This window comes from Pedobacter kyungheensis (assembly GCF_000812965.1).
GTDB classification, from domain to species: Bacteria; Bacteroidota; Bacteroidia; order Sphingobacteriales; family Sphingobacteriaceae; genus Pedobacter; species Pedobacter kyungheensis.
Window position 1 is genome coordinate 490,978 of the sequence record NZ_JSYN01000002.1, and the last position, 18,302, is coordinate 509,279.

General features: G+C 39.0%; 15 protein-coding genes. 8 read left to right on the forward strand and 7 right to left on the reverse strand.

From position 1 onward, the window contains the following. Nucleotides 1-3 precede the first annotated feature (3 nt). The 3 genes from OC25_RS02995 (at nucleotide 4) to OC25_RS03005 (ending at nucleotide 5,989) form a co-directional block, all read left to right on the forward strand. The gene (locus OC25_RS02995) at nucleotides 4-1,005 is read left to right on the forward strand and encodes a PorP/SprF family type IX secretion system membrane protein (protein WP_039471497.1); all 1,002 of its coding nucleotides are present in this window, start codon (nucleotides 4-6) and stop codon (nucleotides 1,003-1,005) included. Between the two features lie 71 nt (nucleotides 1,006-1,076). Next, nucleotides 1,077-3,077 carry an OmpA family protein gene (locus OC25_RS03000; RefSeq protein WP_039471706.1) on the forward strand — a complete coding sequence of 667 codons (2,001 nt, stop codon included), beginning with the start codon at nucleotides 1,077-1,079 and terminating at the stop codon, nucleotides 3,075-3,077. Between the two features lie 110 nt (nucleotides 3,078-3,187). After that, entirely contained in the window at nucleotides 3,188-5,989 is a 2,802-nt protein-coding gene (locus OC25_RS03005) for a lantibiotic dehydratase (protein ID WP_039471499.1), read from the forward strand. On the opposite strand, the gene OC25_RS03010 is transcribed toward OC25_RS03005, so the two are convergent. Further along, on the reverse strand, nucleotides 5,986-7,101 hold the full coding sequence (locus OC25_RS03010; protein ID WP_039471501.1) for a sensor histidine kinase: 1,116 nt from the start codon (nucleotides 7,099-7,101) through the stop codon (nucleotides 5,986-5,988). The genes OC25_RS03005 and OC25_RS03010 overlap by 4 nt on opposite strands. 145 nt (nucleotides 7,102-7,246) lie before the next feature. Here OC25_RS03010 and OC25_RS27790 point away from each other — a divergent pair, with 145 nt between their 5' ends. From OC25_RS27790 to OC25_RS27800, 3 genes are read left to right on the forward strand one after another with little or no spacing between them, the layout of a single operon-like run. Continuing rightward, entirely contained in the window at nucleotides 7,247-7,402 is a 156-nt protein-coding gene (locus OC25_RS27790; RefSeq protein ID WP_156131378.1) for a hypothetical protein, read from the forward strand. Between the two features lie 44 nt (nucleotides 7,403-7,446). Next, complete coding sequence (locus tag OC25_RS27795; protein ID WP_156131378.1) at nucleotides 7,447-7,602, forward strand: hypothetical protein; 156 nt, start codon at nucleotides 7,447-7,449, stop codon at nucleotides 7,600-7,602. A gap of 44 nt (nucleotides 7,603-7,646) precedes the next feature. Further along, nucleotides 7,647-7,802: a hypothetical protein gene (locus tag OC25_RS27800; RefSeq protein WP_156131379.1), complete on the forward strand. Its 156-nt coding sequence runs from the start codon at nucleotides 7,647-7,649 to the stop codon at nucleotides 7,800-7,802. Between the two features lie 204 nt (nucleotides 7,803-8,006). Here OC25_RS27800 and OC25_RS03015 read toward each other — a convergent pair whose 3' ends face one another. After that, nucleotides 8,007-8,750: a LytR/AlgR family response regulator transcription factor gene (locus OC25_RS03015; protein WP_039471503.1), complete on the reverse strand. Its 744-nt coding sequence runs from the start codon at nucleotides 8,748-8,750 to the stop codon at nucleotides 8,007-8,009. A 391-nt stretch (nucleotides 8,751-9,141) separates the two neighbouring features. On the opposite strand from OC25_RS03015, the gene OC25_RS03020 reads away from it, so the two are divergent. Both OC25_RS03020 and OC25_RS03025 read left to right on the forward strand, forming a co-directional pair. Then, nucleotides 9,142-9,516: a hypothetical protein gene (locus OC25_RS03020; RefSeq protein ID WP_039471505.1), complete on the forward strand. Its 375-nt coding sequence runs from the start codon at nucleotides 9,142-9,144 to the stop codon at nucleotides 9,514-9,516. 19 nt (nucleotides 9,517-9,535) lie between these two features. Further along, entirely contained in the window at nucleotides 9,536-10,012 is a 477-nt protein-coding gene (locus tag OC25_RS03025; protein WP_052265911.1) for a type I restriction enzyme HsdR N-terminal domain-containing protein, read from the forward strand. A gap of 177 nt (nucleotides 10,013-10,189) precedes the next feature. Here OC25_RS03025 and htpG read toward each other — a convergent pair whose 3' ends face one another. The 5 genes from htpG to OC25_RS03050 all read right to left on the reverse strand — a co-directional run bounded on the left by htpG (nucleotide 10,190) and on the right by OC25_RS03050 (nucleotide 18,302). Beyond that, nucleotides 10,190-12,076, reverse strand: a complete 1,887-nt coding sequence (gene htpG / locus OC25_RS03030) for a molecular chaperone HtpG (protein WP_209435556.1) — start codon at nucleotides 12,074-12,076, stop codon at nucleotides 10,190-10,192. 188 nt (nucleotides 12,077-12,264) lie between these two features. Beyond that, complete coding sequence (locus OC25_RS03035; RefSeq protein ID WP_039471507.1) at nucleotides 12,265-12,657, reverse strand: response regulator; 393 nt, start codon at nucleotides 12,655-12,657, stop codon at nucleotides 12,265-12,267. A 109-nt stretch (nucleotides 12,658-12,766) separates the two neighbouring features. After that, entirely contained in the window at nucleotides 12,767-13,630 is an 864-nt protein-coding gene (locus OC25_RS03040) for an N-acetylglucosamine kinase (RefSeq protein ID WP_039471509.1), read from the reverse strand. A gap of 249 nt (nucleotides 13,631-13,879) precedes the next feature. Further along, nucleotides 13,880-15,190 carry a TolC family protein gene (locus tag OC25_RS03045; RefSeq protein WP_039471511.1) on the reverse strand — a complete coding sequence of 437 codons (1,311 nt, stop codon included), beginning with the start codon at nucleotides 15,188-15,190 and terminating at the stop codon, nucleotides 13,880-13,882. Nucleotide 15,191: 1 nt separating this feature from the next. Then, a complete protein-coding gene (locus tag OC25_RS03050) occupies nucleotides 15,192-18,302 on the reverse strand; it encodes an efflux RND transporter permease subunit (RefSeq protein ID WP_039471512.1) in 3,111 nt (1,036 codons plus the stop codon).

Sequence of the window (18,302 nt, forward strand, 5' to 3'; positions counted from 1 at the left end):
ACCATGAAAATATTATCGGCTTTAAAAATATATGTTGCAATGTTCGGATTACTGCTGTGTACAGCAAAATCCTTTGCACAAACCGATCCGCATTTTTCACAATATTATGCTTACCCGTTATGGCTGAACCCAGCCTTAACGGGGGTAATTGACGGTGATTACCGCGGTTCGGTAAATTTTAAGCAACAGTGGAGTGCGTTAAACAGTTCTTTCTTAACTGGCGGTGCCTCGTTTGATATAGCGCCTAAAAAGAACTTTGCTTTTGGTGCAACAGTAATGAACCAAAGGGCAGGGGAGCTCGATTTTAACTACCTCACTGCGCTCGTTTCCGGATCGTACCGTTTACGCTTTGGTGCCGAAGGTTTGCAGATGATCAGTTTCGGCTTACAGGCTGGAATCATCAACCGCAGTTTCGATTTCTCACAAGCCAGGTTTGGTAACCAGTTTAACCCGATTTCTGGCTACGATGGTGGTATGATGAGTGGCGAAACATTATCTTCACAATCTTCTTTAGTGCCCGATGTTAATGCTGGTGTGATGTTTTTTGATGGTAATCCGAATAAAAGTGTAAACGTTTTCCTGGGCGCCAGTGCCGCACACTTAACCCGCCCAATGGATCGCTTTTCGGGGAGCAATTCAAGAATCCCTGTTCGCGTTACCGCACATGGTGGTGCCAGAATCCGTGCTTCGCAATTGTTAGATATTGTACCCAATGCTTTGGTAATGTATCAGGGTAATACAAACGAGGTTTCGTTAGGTGCTTATGCACAGTTAAATGTTAATCCATCAGCAAATGTTTTGTTTGGCGGTAACTACCGTGCCAAAGATGCTGCAATTGCTTTTGTTGGTTTACAGTTAAAAAACATGGTTTTTGGCTTGAGTTACGATGTCAATACCTCTACTTTTAACCGTGCATCAAATAGCAACGGCGGTTTAGAATTATCCATTTCGCTAATCGGCCGCAACGGAATAATCGGTCCAAACTTCTTTTGTCCACGCTTATAATTATTCTGATGAAACCATCATGGTTTTCGAACCATGATAGCTTCATCACCGTTGAAACCAAATTTAGAAAGATGAAAAAAATATTACTCTTTTTGCTAGTGGCATTTGGCAGTTATGCAAACGCACAGTTTGTGGTAAATTATAAAAAAGTTGCCGATACCTATTTTGAAAATAAGGATTACTATGCGGCCTCTACATTTTATAAAAGAGCCTTAAAAATTACGGGAGATACTACATACGCAATTTTACCCTATGGTAAAGAAAGAAATTCGACTTCTGATAATAGAGCGATAGAAGACTACGAAGGATCGGTTTATAACCTGGCCGAATCGAGCCGTTTATACCGTGAATATAACGAGGCCGAAAAGTACTATGCTGTGGCCATTACTTTTTCCAATACCAAGTACAGAAAAGCTCTTTTTTACTATGCGGAAAGTTTACGTGCTAACAAAAAGTTCAATCTCGCTATCGATGCCTTTCAACAGTATATTCAGAGAAATCCTGGCGATGCACTGGCCAAAGAAGCACAGAAAGAAATCGAATCATGCAATTTTGCCATTGAAGAAATGCGTTTTCCCCGCATGGTACAGGTAAAAAAGTTAGCCGCTAATTTAAACGGTTTGGGCTCTAACTATGCACCCGTTAAACTGAACAATGAGTTTTATTTTACCTCTTCGCGCCCGATTGCAGTGGCTAGCAAACGCGATTTAGTTAAAACCGATGCAGGTGATGTTCAGGTTTCGACGAAAAGCAACCCTTTCATCAATAACATTTATACTGCCAAAGGAGAATTAAGCGGTAGCAATATTGCCGTTAAAATGGTGGATATCAATTTCCCTAAAAATGTAGAAATCGCCGCGCCGGCTTTTTCGCCTAACGGAACTGTAGCTTATTTTACCGCCTGGAAGGATAAAGAAAAATATGGTATCTACAGTGCGAAAAAAACAGGCGATAAATGGTCTGATCCACAACCGGTTGGTTTGCAGGTAAACAGCAAAGATTTTAATTCAGCACAACCTTTTGTAACCAGCGATGGTAAATTCCTGCTTTTTTCATCAGACAGGAGTGGAGGTTATGGTAAATTCGATTTATGGTACTGTGCCATCCGCGAAGATGGGTCTTTAGGCCAGGCTGTAAACTTTGGTCCGGCAATTAATACCGCAGATGATGAGCGTGCGCCTTATTACAACAGTTTAACCAAAAAACTTTTGTTCAGTACCGATGGCAGAATTGGTTTCGGTGGCCTCGACTTTTTCGAGTCGGAAGGCGATTTGATTACCTGGTCAACGCCAAAAAATCTGGGCTATCCTTTCAACTCATCAAAAGACGATCTTTATTTCACTGCAATTGATGACAGGGGAACGAGAGGTTATATCAGCTCCGATCGCGAATCATCGTGCTGTTTAGAGCTTTTCGAGGTTAAAAAAGAATACCTTTCTATTTCGGGTATTTTAACCGATTGTAAAACCAAAGCACCTTTGGCAGATGCAGCAGTGACGCTAACCAATGCAGAAGGTCCGCAAAAATATACTACGGGTACCGATGGAGTTTACAGGTTTAAAGTAGATTCGAAAAGACCAATTAAATTACTTTTTGCCAAAGACAATTACTTCGCCATTACCCGCAATTACCCTTACGAAGAACTGGCTAAAGCCGATACCTTAATTTATAAAGATTATTGCTTAAGCCCTTTCAAACTGGGTATACCAATGGCTTTAGATAATGTGTATTACGAGTTTAACAGTGCCGAGCTAACCGAGCCTTCTAAAAAAGTGCTCGATTTCTTAATCCCGATTATGGAAGACAATCCGGAAATGGAAATTGAATTGGGCTCGCACACCGATAATATCGGAACCGACGAGTATAATCTCGATCTATCAAACAGAAGAGCCAAGTCATGTGTTGATTATCTGGAGAGTAAAGGTATTGCCGCATCGCGGATGACTTCTAAAGGTTATGGCGAATCGATGCCGATTGCTCCAAACGAAATTGTGGTAAAACGCAAGAAAAAAGATAACCCCGAAGGCAGGGCGAAAAACAGAAGAACAGAATTTAAAGTAACCAAAAAATAATAAAATTAGCATCCCGGTGAGCCATCTTCTTTTTAGGAGATGGCTTTTTTGTTTTTATCGCCACCCTTTTAAATTAATCTTTGTAATTTTCCGCCTGCCATTTAAAAACAATGAAACTTCAAATCCAACCAACAGTAATTTTTAGAACACCTAAATTTTCATATCAGGCAGAACTTGCTGATTGTTGGGAAGAATTAAAAGAAGCCATTTCCATTTCTTCTGCTGCCTTTTACGAAACTATAAAAGAGGTAAAGGCAAACGAATTGGCTGGTCTTCCACCGAAGATCCAGTTCACCATCTGGAAATACTTTAACAGGTCTAAGTTCCGGGCAACACCTTATGGTACTTTTGCCAGTTTTAGCATATTAAATAATGCCATAAAGCCAGTGGGTAGCGCTATAGTTATTCAGGAAGCATTACAGCTACGTAAGCTGGTAGATTGGCCGCATAAAAATAACATCCGTTTTAACCTGGCTGAACTATTCCAAAAAAACTGCATGCTTTTTAGCAATAGCAGTTATTATTTAACGCCAGATAGCATTCGTTATATCGCTTGTGCCGATGGAGTGTTCGAACTGGCAGAACTTGATTACGATAATACTGTAAAACAGATTTTAGATGCTTGTTTAGCCCCAATCCGGGTTAACGATCTGGTTAAAACCCTCGAACTGAAGGATACAGAACTTGATGGATTATTTGGTTTATTGCAGGATATGCACGATCTGCAGCTCCTGTTTACCAATTACGATCCAAACATTATTGGTGCCGATTATTTTGAGCGCATTGGCCTTACTGATACGGCGAATCTGCCAAAATACCTTCTGGCACAACGCGAAGTCCAGTCTGGAAATCTGGAAGAACGTTTACTTCAGTCCATTCCGGCATTAGCCAGATTAATGCAGGATATTTTGCCTGCTAAAGAGCAAGGCGCCCTTGGGCAGTTTACCGCACGTTTTAAAAAGAAATTCGAAGATCAGGAAATTCCGCTATTGGTAGCTTTAGATCCTGAAATGGGCGTAGGTTACGATGAGCTTGAACAGGCGGGGCAAAACGACGATTTTATTGCCAGGCTAAATAACAAACCCTCAAAAAAAGCAACCGAAGGCGAACAGATTAAAACCTTGTTGGGTACAAACCTCTCTCCGCAGGGCTTTGAAAAAGGTAAAACCGTTTTTTTGAATAAACTTGCTTTTACACCTAACGAAAAGCCTTTGCTTTTGCCCAATTCGCTGAGTATGATTATGTCTGTTCAGGACGATCTTATTTTTGCCGAACAGATTGGTGGTGCAACTTCGAACGCCCTAACAGGACGGTTTACCATGGCCAGCGCAGCTGTTGAAGATTATACCAGAAGCATTGCCCGCATAGAACAGGAGGCTAACCCCGATGTTTTGTTTTTTGATGTGGCCTATATGGTCGAAACCAATGTTGATAATGTAAACCGCCGGAAACTGATTTATGATCACCAGTTAGCTATCCTGAATTTCGATACCTCAGTTGCTCCGTTAACCTTAAACGATATTCAGCTTGCTGTGCGGGGGAATGAAATAATTTTACGTTCTAAACAGCTAAATAAGCGCCTGGTGCCACGCTTAGCCTCGGCTTATAACTATTCCCGTTCCGATCTTTCTGTATTCAGGTTGCTGTGCGATCTGCAGTATCAGGGTTTACAGAGCAACCTTTCCCTACCGCTCGATAGCATATTCCCTGATCTGGATTACTATCCGCGCCTGCAATTCCAGAATATTGTTTTAAGCAACAACAAGTGGAAAATCCAAAAGGAAAAACTGTTGGAGCCTGATAAAAAGTTTTTGCCTGTTACCAACTGCCGGGAATATCTTAAAACAGTTGGGGTGAGCCCTTACTTTAGAACAGGTGTTTCCGATCAGACATTATGTTTCGCACTCGATAGCGATGAAGATTTAATTGCTTTTCAACAGTACATGCAAAAACAAAGCAGTATTTATGTAGAAGAAGTTACTTTCCCTCAGCAAAGTACAGTGGTTGATGAAAAATCGCAACCTTATATTGCCCAGTTTATTTTAAGTCTCACACATAACCAGCAGCGCTATGCCGGAATTACAAGCAGGAGCAAATCTGCAGAAGTAACCCGTTTTTTCCCGCCAGGTAAAGAATGGTTGTATTTCGAAATTTATACACACCAGCAACGGTCAGATCAGGTTTTGGCCGAAATTATTGCGCCTTACCTGGAAAAGCATGAAGCTGATATCAAAAACTGGTTTTTTATCCGGTATAACGAAAATGGAAACCATATTCGTTTCAGGCTGCGATTAAATGATGAACTTAAAGCACAGCAACTCATTTCAGACCTGATGACAGATCTGGCCGGACTTTTAAATAGCGGTCTGGTATCTGATGTACAGATTAAAACCTATAAACGCGAACTGGAACGTTACGGAAGTGATAACATAGAGCAGGTAGAAAAGCATTTCGCAGTGGATAGCGATTTTGTGCTATCACTTTTTGAAACTCAACCCGGTCATTTCGATAAATATAAGCTTTGTGCTGCTTTGGTATCAACTCTGGCAACTTCAAAAATAATAGACAGGACAAGTCTGTTTAAACTGGTTGGCGGAATTTCCGATGCATTTAACCGCGAACATCAGTTAGAGGCTGCTGACTTTAAACAGCTGAACAACCAGTATCAGGAATTCAAAAAAGCCTCGTTTGGTGGGTTAAATGAAAATCAGCAACAAAAATTCAATGCATTATCGGCTTCGTTAATTCACATTCTGAAGTATTGCGATCCGGCGCAGCAAGCAAAGCTGTTTAGCGATTTAATGCACATGCATGTAAACAGGCTGTTTAATAAAGATCAGCGCACACATGAAATGGTGATGTATTATTTTCTTTTAAAAGAAATTCAGCGTCAAAATGCAATGGCCCGCTAGCGGTTTAACCTGGCCATTGGATTAACAATATTTACATCAATTTCTGTAATATATCGGTTTAACGGGTCCTGATAATACCTGAATACATAGTCTTCGCCATAAAAATTGCTCAGGCGTTTAGCAATATTCTCTATCCCCACATGATGGCTTTCTGTTTGCTTACCCTTATTATCATTTATCATGTTAATGGTGGTGATATTCAGGTTGTTGTTCTGGTAAGCAATTTTAATCTGGGCAGGTTGGGTAGAGTGCGAAACATTTCCATGTTTAAAAATGTTCTCTACCAAAGTTAACAAAATAAGGGGCGGAAATCTCAGTCCGAATAAATCGCCGGTTACATCAAGTTCGAGGTTAATGTTGTTGGCTGTACGGAGTTTATGCAGGTTAATCAGGTGTTCAATCTGCTCAATCTCTTCACTTAAAGGCACTACCTCCGATGCTTCAGGCCGTTTAAGGGCATAACGCATCATTTCGGCAAGGTTCATAATGGCATCGGCTGCCATAGGGGCCTTTTTACGGGCATCGTTGTAGATGAAATTTAGGGTATTAAATAAAAAGTGCGGATTAATCTGGCTCCGCAGGTAATTGTTCTGTGATTGTATCAGGTCGTTTTCCAATGCCTGTTTTTCAATTTGGGTAACCAGGTTCTGTCTTTCGAGGGCTTCTACTTTCTTTTGATCCTGAAATGATTTAACGAGATAAACATAACCTGTAGCAAAACCAATATAGTAAATAGAACGGTATAAGCAGGAAAGGATAAAGTTACGGCTATCAAAATTTGCCATGTCGAATTTTACAATGCCGATCTTTTGAAATGCCAATAACAGCAAAAAGCTTAATGCGATATAAGCTGCACCCATCACCACAATAAGTAATAAAACTTTAAAGAACCTAAGCAATTGGTTTTGGCTATTCAATACTTTTTTTAACAAAAATGCATGGGTATAAAACGCCGTAATGTTGGTGATGTATATGAGGAGGTATGTTCCGGCAGGCTTGAATTGTTTAGATGCCAAACCTAAAATAAATACCTCATAAATGATATAAATAATCCAGATAAACAGGTGAAGTTTATACTTTTTATATAATGATTTGATGATTGGTAACGTCATTTTTTCGCTTTAAATCTATTAAAATGTGGGTTTTTGTCTACTAAAATTAGGGTTTTGTGTAAAAAAATGGCAGCGGTTTGTTTTCAGCCGCATCTTTACAGAAAATTAATCACAACGATAAATACAAAATTAAAATAATAATATCATGAAAGCTCAACACACTAATACATCAGCTAAACTTGCTAAAAAAACTGTTTTTGTTTATAAAAACATCAAAGCTAAAAACAGTCTTTTTGAAACCACTCCAACCGGAGATCAAAGTCACACTGTTGTAATGACCAGCTGGATCGATGTAATCTAATACCTAATTAATTTTTTCTATAATCTATTTCAAATAATAATATCATGAAAGCTCAACATACTAATACCTCAGCTAAACTTGCTAAAAAAACTGTTTTTGTTTATAAAAACATCAAAGCTAAAAACAGCCTTTTTGAAACTACACCAACCGGAGATCAAAGTCACACTGTTGTAATGACCAGCTGGATCGATGTAATCTAATACCTATTTAATTTTTTCTATAATCTATTTCAAATAATAATATCATGAAAGCTCAACATACTAATACCTCAGCTAAACTTGCTAAAAAAACTGTTTTTGTTTATAAAAACATCAAAACTAAAAACAGCCTTTTTGAAACCACGCCAACCGGAGATCAAAGTCACACTGTTGTAATGACCAGCTGGATTGATATAATCTAATCAACAATTTAATTTTTTAAATAATCTTCTATATTTTAGTGTCATACCATGAAAGCTCAACAAATAAACACATCGGCTAAACTTTCCAAAAAAACTGTTTTCGTTTATAAAAACGTTAGAGCGCAAAGTAATTTTCAGACTACTCCAACCGGCGATCAAAGTCATACAATAGTAATGACCAGCTGGATCGACGTAATCCTTTAATTACTGATTTCGGTTTGATTTTAATAAGCTGCTTTGAACGTACGCAAAGAAAGCATCTTTATAACCTTCACCAATCTGTATCATTTCATTGTTTACCAAACGGATAATATTGCCATCTACTTTTTTTATGGCGCTTTTGGCAACAATATTTGATTTGTTTACCCTGATAAATGCGTGAGTTTCGAGCGCTTTTTCAATCTCCTTTAAAGTAAGGTAAGTGGTATGGGTTTCAGATTTGGTAATAATCTGAATATAGTTTTGTAAAGCTTTGATATAAAGGATTTCATCGATCGCAATGTTTGAAAACGCATACTTGTGATCGCCTTTAATGTAAAGGGCAGCAACTTGCTCGGCTTCTCTGGGAGTAGCTTTTGCAGCGTTAGCCTCTTTCTTTAAAATCCGGTCAATGCCTAGTGCAAATTTTGCGAATGAAATGGGTTTAAGTAAGTATTGATCTGATTGTACATCAAATGCTTGCAGGGCATAGTCGGGATGTGCGGTGGTAAATATCAGATATTTAGCTTTCTCTCTGATGTTTTTAGCCAGCTCCAGACCATTTATGCCTGGCATGTCAATATCCATAAACAATAAATCAATCTCATCGTCAACACTAATTTCTGTAAGTGCCTGTACAGGACTGGTGAAAGTCTTAAAAACAGTTAAACCAGGCATTTCGGCAATGTGATCAGTGAGTACCTCAATTGCATGCTGCTCGTCGTCAATAACAACGCATTTTAGATTCATGATTATTAAAATATGTTTGTTTTTATGATTTGTTGCAAGTTAAATAAAAATGCAATGATTTAGCAATTGCGCTTAAAAAAACTTCTACCCTGGTTTATCAGAAAAAACCGGGGGTTTCGTGTAAAATTCTCCGGGGTTCATGTAAAAAACTTACCATCCCAACTTCTTTTTCTAATCTTTAAACTGTTTGCCAAAAACAAATAATTGGAAGTGTTAAAAAGCTCCCGATGAAAAACATCTGCCTACCCAATTTTGTGTAGCCTGTAGATAAGCCAATTAAAAACAGGCCATACAATGCTGGGTTAGAAATTAAAAGAATTGAAAACAATAAAAAGATTTAAATAATACCGAGAAACAAGAAAATATTCCCCTACATCTATCTTCCTCCAAAATGAAACACAACGAATACGAGTATTTACTTAATAAGATCTACTACAACGGCATCCTTAAAAAACAAGGAATGAACGCAGATATTTATCAGAGAATGCAGAACGAATACAGCAATCTTGATATGAAAAATCTGGTAGAGGGCAAGCTGGATAGCGAATATGCTTTCAGAAAATCTTTCCTGGTTGTGCGTAACTATGTGCAACAAGCCATCAAAGATGGAATGAAAAGTTTTCAGTTCACCATGCGTGCCGGTGATATTACTAAGCTTACTTATATGGTTGATATGTTGAACAGGAATTTTTTCGATAAACAAAGTTTAGATCAGATCATCATCACTGCCAATTCGGTATTCAGTCAGTATAATTTAAAAAATTAATTATCAATAAGATATAACCATGGAATTAAAAGACGAAATCGGGCAATTTGCCGTAAGAATTAAGAAAATGCTTCCACAAGTTCAATCTGAAGATTTAACGCGGAATGCCTTAGTAATGCCTTTTATTCAAATCTTAGGATTTGATCCTTCTGAGGTTCAATCTGAAGCCGTTTTAGATTTTGGTGTTAAGAAAAGCAAAAAGGTTGATTATACCATTATGAAAGATGGCGAACCAACTATTTTAGTAGAGTGTAAACACCATAACGATAATTTAGATATTCACGATTCACGCTTGTCTAAATATTTCCGTAAAACTAAAGCTAAATACGGTTTATTAACCAATGGTTTAGTATACCGCTTTTATACAGAGAAAATGGTTAGATCTAAGAAAAACCAGGAGCCTGCTTTTGAATTTAAAATTACAGATACAAAAGCTGCTACCATTGCAAAAATGATCGAAGATCATAAAGATTACTTTAACGTAAATCAGAAATAAGCCGCTTTAAGTAGCTAATACAATATTAATTTTAATCTAAGAGTTCCCGAAAATTCTTACCTAAAGTCCTGATGTAAATCAGGACTTTTTTTTTGCCCTGATTTGCTGATTAATCCACAAAAAAGGGGAGCAACCCAATTGGTGCTCCCCTTTATACAAAATCAGCTTTAAGGCTGCTTAAATTAACGCTACGCTTCTGCTCACAAAAGCGGTTAATTCTGCTCCTGTTAACATACCTTGTGCCAATAGCGCTAAATCTACCGCTTGTTTAGCTAAGGTGCTTTGCTCTGCCTCATCCGATTTAAGGATTTTGCTAATCAGCTTGTGGTTACCGTTAATGGCCACCTTATAATTGTCTGGCATTTGGCCATAAAAGCCCATTCCACCTCCCATGGCAGCCATATCTTTCATACGGCGTATAAATTCATCCATGGTAATGGTAACAGGTAGTTCTTCAGGGTGTAAAGCCACAATCTCTACATGCATGCCCGGTTTAGTAATTGCCTTTTCGAAAATGCCGGTTACTTCCTTAACCTGATCTTCGGTTAAAACATGTTCGTTCTGCTCATCTTTCTCAATTAATTTGTCAGCAACACTCGAATCAACACGTTTGATCGAAGTTTTTTCCAGTTTTTGCTCTAATTGATTGATGAAATGGTTGTCGATCGGTGAATCGAGTACCAGTACATCGTATTCCTTTTTGTTAGCAGATTGGATAAAGGCATCCTGTTTAGCTGCATCATTGGTGTATAAATAAACCACGCTGCCATTTTTGTCGGTTTGTAAAGGCGATATCTTCTCCTTGTATTCGGGTAAAGTATAAAGTTCATTTTTGGTGTTACCAACCAAAGCGAAATCTTTAGCCTTGTCGTAAAATTTCTCTTCGCTAATCATACCATATTTAACAAAAAGACCAATGTCTTTCCATTTTTCTTCGTATGCTTTGCGGTCTTTAGTAAACAGTTCGGCCAGTTTATCAGCTACCTTTTTGGTAATGTAGTTGTTAATCTTTTTAACGTTGCTATCAGCTTGTAAGAAACTACGCGATACGTTTAACGGAATATCAGGCGAATCGATTACACCGTGCAACAACATCAGGAACTCAGGCACAATATCTTTTACCTCATCAGTAATAAATACCTGGCGCGAGTATAATTTGATTTTGTTGCGTTGCATTTCGAAGTCGTTTTTCAACTTAGGGAAATACAATACACCGGTTAAGTTAAACGGATAATCAACATTTAAGTGAATCCAGAATAAAGGCTCTTCTGAAAATGGATATAACTCGCGGTAAAAACTCAGGTAATCTTCGTCTGACAAATCTGCAGGAGCTTTTGTCCAGATGGGGTTCGTGGTGTTGATGATGTTATCAACAGTTATATCGCTGTATTTTGCTTTGCCTTCTTCATCAACACCATCTTCAACAGATTCGGTTTTAGTACCAAACTTAATTGGAACCGGTAAAAATTTAGCGTATTTATCCAGGATTTCCTGTAGTTTCGATTCTTCTAAGAATTCTTCTGAATCTTTGTTTACGTGAAGAATAATATCGGTGCCACGGGTGGTTTTAGTGCCTTCGGTGATCTCAAATTCGGTGCTGCCATCGCAAACCCAACGAGCAGGTTCTGCACCATCCTGATAAGATAGGGTCTGTATTTCTACCAAATCAGCTACCATAAAGGCCGAATAGAAACCTAAACCGAATTTACCGATGATTTCGTTAGCATCTTTGGCATCTTTGAATTTCTCTACAAACTCACTCGCTCCTGAAAATGCAACCTGGTTAATGTATTTTTTAATTTCTTCGGCAGTCATACCTAAACCGTTATCGCTAATGGTAATGGTTTTTGCTGCTTTATCAACTGCAACCTGTACCAATGGCTGACCAACTTCGCCGTTAAACTGGCCCAGTGAACCTAGCCTTTTAATCTTTTGAACTGCATCTACTGCGTTAGAAACTAACTCACGAAGAAAAATTTCGTTATCAGAGTATAAAAACTTCTTAATTATAGGGAAAATATTCTCGGTATGGATGGAGATATTTCCTTTTTCCTGTATGCTCATATGTAAGTAAATTGTTTAATCTATATCCTGCATAACAAGGGTTGTTCCAAAGGGTTTTATTTGCCAAAATGACAGATTGGTTAAGGAAGGAAGGAAGGAAGGAAGGAAGGAAGGAAGGAAGGAAGGGGGCAAAAAAAGAAAAGCCAAAAAACAATATGTCCTTTGGCTTTAAAATCGTGTATGATGTTCTAATTTAAAAGAAAACTTGGCTGGTCTTCTTCCAGGGAAAGAATTTTTGAAATTTTCTTCAGGAGTACATCCATCTGGAAAGGTTTGGATAAGAAATCATCCTGACCATAGTTCAGGGTTGTAAAATCTTTCGGATCGTATAAGCCCGAAATCAGTAAAATCGGAATTTTTGAAGTGCTTTCTATAGATTTTAACTGTTCGCACAAAATACGCCCATCTATGTGGCCCAGCGAAATATCAAGTAAAATTAAATCCGGGTTAAATTGTGCTATACGGTTAAAAATTTCTTCTCCATCGTTCAGTGCTGAAACTTTAAATCCGCCAATTTCCAGTATCAATTGTATGGTTTCTAAAACCTCAATATCATCATCTACTACCAGTATTCTCTTCATATGTGTTAGCAATTATATGCTTTTAAACGTATAACAAAAGTTTGTGTCGTTATGTTTACAATCTTAAACATATTTTAACAATTTATGATAGCATTAAGTAGATTTAGATTTAGCTGGCCTGTTGTACAATGCCTTCTTTATGTAAGATGAAGTTAAATAATTCATCTATAGGTTTTTGCAGTATTTTGCCAGGTTCGATGCCATTTTCAAGCAATACCGAAATAAGTGCATCCTGATAATAATAAGCAATAGAACCTACAAAATGACAAGGCACATTTTTATGTTTCGGGTAATCTTTAACGTTGGTGTCTACAAATTCCTGAAATCCTTTTCTTAATATTTCCTGAATAAATGGGTGGTCTTTATGGCTGGCCATAAAACGGCTAAAACCTGCCAAATAAATATTTGGAAATGGTTTTTGGTATACATTGGTAATGATCTGCTCTTTTTCTGCCGGAAAGGCTTTTTTAAATTCGGCAGCTAAGTTTGAAGGCATTTTATTGTACAGGTAGCTTAACAGTACTTTTTTTCCGAAGAAAGTACCAGAACCCTCATCGCCCAAAACATAACCCAGGCCATGATGACCATCATGTATTTTCTTCCCGTCGAAATAACAAATATTAGAACCCGTACCTAAAATGCAGTTTAAGCCTTCGGCATTTCCACATGTAGCGTATACCGAACCTAAAAGATCGTGATCTACTGAAATAAAGGCTTTTGTGAAAACAGTTGATAACCCGTTCGAAACCACTTCGTGCTTATCAGGAGAAGAGCAACCCGCGCCAAAAAAGTAAATTTCTTTAACCTCATCTGCATACTGGATTAGGGATTCATTTTTAGCAATTAACTTGGAAATTTCCTGCTCATTTAAAAAATAAGGGTTTATTCCCGGCGTACTAAACTTAAGCGTTTCGCCATTGTGATAGCCCATCCAATCGGTTTTTGAAGAGCCACTATCTGCAACAAGTATCATGGATTAAATATAAAGATAAATTACAGAATTTTAAACTTGCAATAATTTCGTTACCTCATTTTAACGCTTATTGGCAGTATTTTAACTGCGTTGTATTTTGTTAAAGGTTTTTAATCAATTGTTTAGGTATTTTAAACATCAGTCAGAAATTATTGCCGTTTTTAATTTAAAAAGAGCCCATGCAGCAATAACCGATAGTTTAAGCCTTGACATCACCCTGATTAAACTACTTCATACAAGCTTAAAGGGCTAATTAATCAAATCAATACTTCCACTAATCATTTTTAAAGTGGTTTCGGCTATTTTGGCCTGGTATTGCATCTCGATGAAACGGTTTTGAGCATCAATGGCATTACGCTGTGCTTCCCGCAGTTCTAAAGGGGCAATGCTCCCTAAACGGTATTTGGCTAAGGTAATATCCAGGTTTTCTTTGGCAATATCTACATTGCGTTGTTCCAGCTTAATCAGATCCAGATAGGTGCTGTAATTTTCGTATGCACTAAGCAATTGCGAGTTTACATCCAGCCTGGTTTTGTTTAAGGTAATGGCCGAATTATCGATCTCTATTTTGGCATTGCGTTCCTGCTGGCGTTGTAAAAAGCCATTAAACAGATTAATGCTGGCAGTTACGCCATAGGTAAATCCGTTCGCCGCAAACTTTTGGTTAAAACCCGTTGGACTGGTACTGTTTGCCCTGCTGTAGCCTGAATTTAAGCTTACTGATGGATATCGCGCTCCGCGGATTGATTTTAGGTTTAAAGCGGCAATGCGTTGGTTAATAAAAGCATTTTGCACATTCGGATTTTGCTGTTGGGCCATTTCGGCCATTTTGCTAAATGAAATGGCTTTATCCACATCAATTTTATTATCTACCGAAAACGAAGTGCCAACATCCCTCACCATTAATTGGTTTAAACGCACTTTGGCAACCTGTAAGGTGTTTTTAGCCTGCAAATAGCTCGAAGTATCGGTATTATAATCTACCTGTGCACTTAACACATCCAGTTTAGAGCCCCGGCCGAGCTGTAGTTTTGTTTTGGCGATATTGGCGCGCAATACGGAAACATCCATCGCACTATCGGCTGCAATAACCAACTGCTGCTGCCTTACAATGTCATAATACGCGTTAATTACATCGGCAACGGTAGTTAAAATGGTTAAGCGGGCATTTAGTTCTCCTTGTTTTTGCAATTCTTTTAAGCGGTCGTAATTGGCAAACATGCTAAAACCATCAAAAATAGTCCAGTTTAAATCGGCACCATAGCTGTTATTGGTACTTTTAGCACCGGTAATTACCCTGTCTGGTCCGGTTGCGGGTGTTTGGCGGGTATTCTGGATACTTCCGCCGTTAGTATAACTTCCTGTTAGGTTGGGTAGCATACCTGCATTACCAATGTTGGCATTGTTTTTTGCAATATCAACCTGGTTTTTGCTGATTTTAATATCGTAGTTATTCTGTAAAGCAATGGTAATGGCTTCTTGCAGGCTTAGCTTTTCTTGCGCAAAACCCGAAAGCGATAAGCTTATCAGCAGGATAAATATTCTTAATTTCTTGCTCATCTTATTCTTCTATATGTAAAGCTTCCTGTTCAAAACGATGGGCTTCTTTTAATTCTTTATTTGGCTTGTAAGGTTTGGCCCAGTAAGAGTAAATGGCCGGGATTACAAACAGGGTTAATACCAAAGAGAACGTGGTGCCACCCACAATTACGGTTCCCATACTCATACGGCTTTTTGCCGCAGCACCTAATGCAAGTGCAATGGGTAAGGCACCAATGGCAATGGCTAAACTGGTCATTAAAATGGGGCGTAAACGCGAAACAGCAGCTTCTCTGATGGCCTCGGGAATGGCAATACCCTTCTCCTTAAGCTGGTTGGCAAATTCTACAATTAAAATACCGTTTTTAGTTACCAAACCAATAAGCATAATGGTACCGATCTGGCTAAAGATATTCCAGCTTTGACCACACAACCAGAGCGATAAAAAGGCCCCGGCAACCGCCATTGGTACGGTTAAAATGATAATAATCGGATCTTTAAAGCTCTCAAATTGTGCCGAAAGGATTAAATAAACCAATAGAAGGGCCAGACCAAAAGCGAAGACGGTGTTAGATGAACTTTCTTTAAAATCGCGCGATTCGCCACTCAAGTCGGTAGAGAAAGTCTCGTCTAATACTTTTTTCGAAATGGCATCCATGGCATCTATACCTTCGCCAATACTTTTGCCTGGAGCTAAACCTGCAGAAACGGTAGCAGCAATAAACCGGTTGTTGCGGTACAATTGCGGCGGACTGCTTTCTTCTTTAGCAGTTACCAGGTTATCGAGCTGAACCAGTTCGCCTTTATCGTTACGTACGTAAACCGAACTTAAATCCAGTGGATCTTTCCTGTCGCCCCGATCAAACTGGCCAATTACCTGATATTGTTTACCGTTCATGAAAAAGTAGGAGAACCTTTGTCCGCTTAACCCTAAATTCAGGGTTTGAGCGATTGCTGAAATAGAAACGCCTAAATTTTTGGCTTTATCCCTGTCAATCGTCAGGTTAATTTCAGGTTTGTTAAATTTCAGATTCACATCAGAAACAGTAAATGTAGGGTCTTTGGCTACGGCATCCATAAACAATGGAATTTTCTCGCGCAGCTTTTCAAAATTTTGTGCCTGAATAATGTAACTGATAGGCAATCCACCACGGCGACCAACGGAAATGGTCGGTTGCTGGCTCACAATGGTTTTACCTTCGGTATATTTTTTGGTTACACGGGTGAGCATATCGGCAATGTCCTTTTGCGAACGTTCCCTTGACTCCGGATCGGTTAAACCCATTCTTACGAAACCAGAGTTTACCGCACCCGAACCGCCAAAACTAGGCGAGCTGATGGTAATGTTCACATTCTTTTCGGGAACAGAATCAATTACCAGCTGGTTCAGTTTCATGATAAACTTATCGGTATAGGCAAATGAGGCACCCTCTGGGGTAGATACGTTGATGTTGATGGCACTGCGGTCATCATAAGGGGCAGTTTCTTTTGGCAATATCTTCCAGAAAAGGAAAATGAGACCTATACACACCAGGATGATTGGCACCGAAAGCCATCTTCTATCTAAAAATTTATTCAGGTTCGCTTCGTAGGCATCGTTCAGCTTTACAAAATAAGGTTCGGTCCAGTTGTAGAAACGTGATGGTTTATGTCCACCTTTTTTCATCAGGTAGGCATTTAGCATCGGGGTTAGCGTAAGCGAAACAAAGGCCGATACCAATACGGCAGCACCGATTACCACACCAAATTCGCGGAATAAGCGGCCCACAAAGCCCTGTAAGAAAATTACAGGTAAGAATACTGCGGCTAAGGTGATAGAGATGGAGATTACGGCAAAAAAGATTTCGTTCGATCCTTTTATCGCGGCCTCAAATGGCGACATACCTTCTTCTACCTTTTTAAATATATTTTCGGTAACTACAATACCATCATCCACCACCAAACCAGTTGCCAGTACAATAGCCAGTAAACTCAACACGTTTATCGAAAAGCCAAAGGCATACATGATAAAGAAGGTGAAAATCAGTGATACCGGAATATCGATCAACGGCCTGAAAGCAATGGCCCAATCTCTAAAAAACAGGTAAATAATTAAAATTACCAATACCAGCGATAAACCGATGGTTTCAGCTACTTCAGTAACAGAACGTTTAATAAAGAGCGTATTGTCTAAGGCTACTTTTAATTTAATATCCTGCGGAATATCGGCCTGCAATTTATCGAAACGTTTGTAAAACTCTTTACTGATATCGAGGTAATTGGCTCCTGGTTGTGGAATAATGGCAACCGCCACCATCGGTCTGCCCGATTCGCGTAAAACAGTTTCTTCATTTTCTGGTCCCAAAACGGCATAACCCACATCTTTTAATTTAATCACCTGGTTGCTGTCTGATTTTAGGATCAGGTTATTAAACTGGCTTTCGTTGGTTAGTTTACCCAATGTTTTAACCGTAAGTTCGGTGGTTGCGCCGGTAATTTTACCCGATGGCAGCTCTACGTTTTCGTTATCTAAAGCGGTAACAATATCCTGAGAGGTTAAACCATAAGCACTTAATTTATTCGGGTCCATCCATATACGCATGGCATATTTACGCTGACCCTGAATTTGAACACTACTTACCCCCGGAATGGTTTGAATACGATCGGCAATTACGTTTTCAGCAAAATCGCTCAATTCGAGTGTATTGCGTTTATCACTTTGGATCGTCATCGATAAAATCGGGTCGGAGTTGGCATCGGCCTTACTTACAACCGGTAATCCGTCAATATCTTTAGGCAGGTTTCTGGCGGCCTGCGAAACTTTATCGCGGACATCATTAGCTGCCTCTTCAATGTTTTTATCGAGGTTAAATTCTATCGTAATGTTACTTGCGCCCTGGTTACTGGACGAAGAAATATTCCTGATCCCATCAATGGAATTGATCGATTTTTCAAGCGGTTCGGTAATCTGCGATTCGATGATATCTGAGTTGGCACCAGGATAAGAAGTTCTTACCGAAACCACCGTCGGATCGATAGAAGGGTACTCGCGTACACCCAGAAAGGTATAACCGATGATCCCGAAAAGGACAATCAGCAGGTTCATTACAATGGCCAGAACCGGCCTTTTTATACTCGTGGTGGAGATACTCAT

Excerpts from the sequence above, each read along its gene's own strand:
- OC25_RS02995 (WP_039471497.1), top strand. The coding sequence starts at position 4 with ATGAAAATATTATCGGCTTTAAAAATATATGTTGCAATGTTCGGATTA.
- OC25_RS03000 (WP_039471706.1), top strand. The coding sequence starts at position 1,077 with ATGAAAAAAATATTACTCTTTTTGCTAGTGGCATTTGGCAGTTATGCA.
- OC25_RS03005 (WP_039471499.1), top strand. The coding sequence starts at position 3,188 with ATGAAACTTCAAATCCAACCAACAGTAATTTTTAGAACACCTAAATTT.
- OC25_RS03010 (WP_039471501.1), bottom strand. The coding sequence starts at position 7,101 with ATGACGTTACCAATCATCAAATCATTATATAAAAAGTATAAACTTCAC.
- OC25_RS27790 (WP_156131378.1), top strand. The coding sequence starts at position 7,247 with ATGAAAGCTCAACACACTAATACATCAGCTAAACTTGCTAAAAAAACT.
- OC25_RS27795 (WP_156131378.1), top strand. The coding sequence starts at position 7,447 with ATGAAAGCTCAACATACTAATACCTCAGCTAAACTTGCTAAAAAAACT.
- OC25_RS27800 (WP_156131379.1), top strand. The coding sequence starts at position 7,647 with ATGAAAGCTCAACATACTAATACCTCAGCTAAACTTGCTAAAAAAACT.
- OC25_RS03015 (WP_039471503.1), bottom strand. The coding sequence starts at position 8,750 with ATGAATCTAAAATGCGTTGTTATTGACGACGAGCAGCATGCAATTGAG.
- OC25_RS03020 (WP_039471505.1), top strand. The coding sequence starts at position 9,142 with ATGAAACACAACGAATACGAGTATTTACTTAATAAGATCTACTACAAC.
- OC25_RS03025 (WP_052265911.1), top strand. The coding sequence starts at position 9,536 with ATGGAATTAAAAGACGAAATCGGGCAATTTGCCGTAAGAATTAAGAAA.
- htpG (WP_209435556.1), bottom strand. The coding sequence starts at position 12,076 with ATGAGCATACAGGAAAAAGGAAATATCTCCATCCATACCGAGAATATT.
- OC25_RS03035 (WP_039471507.1), bottom strand. The coding sequence starts at position 12,657 with ATGAAGAGAATACTGGTAGTAGATGATGATATTGAGGTTTTAGAAACC.
- OC25_RS03040 (WP_039471509.1), bottom strand. The coding sequence starts at position 13,630 with ATGATACTTGTTGCAGATAGTGGCTCTTCAAAAACCGATTGGATGGGC.
- OC25_RS03045 (WP_039471511.1), bottom strand. The coding sequence starts at position 15,190 with ATGAGCAAGAAATTAAGAATATTTATCCTGCTGATAAGCTTATCGCTT.
- OC25_RS03050 (WP_039471512.1), bottom strand. The coding sequence starts at position 18,302 with ATGAGTATCTCCACCACGAGTATAAAAAGGCCGGTTCTGGCCATTGTA.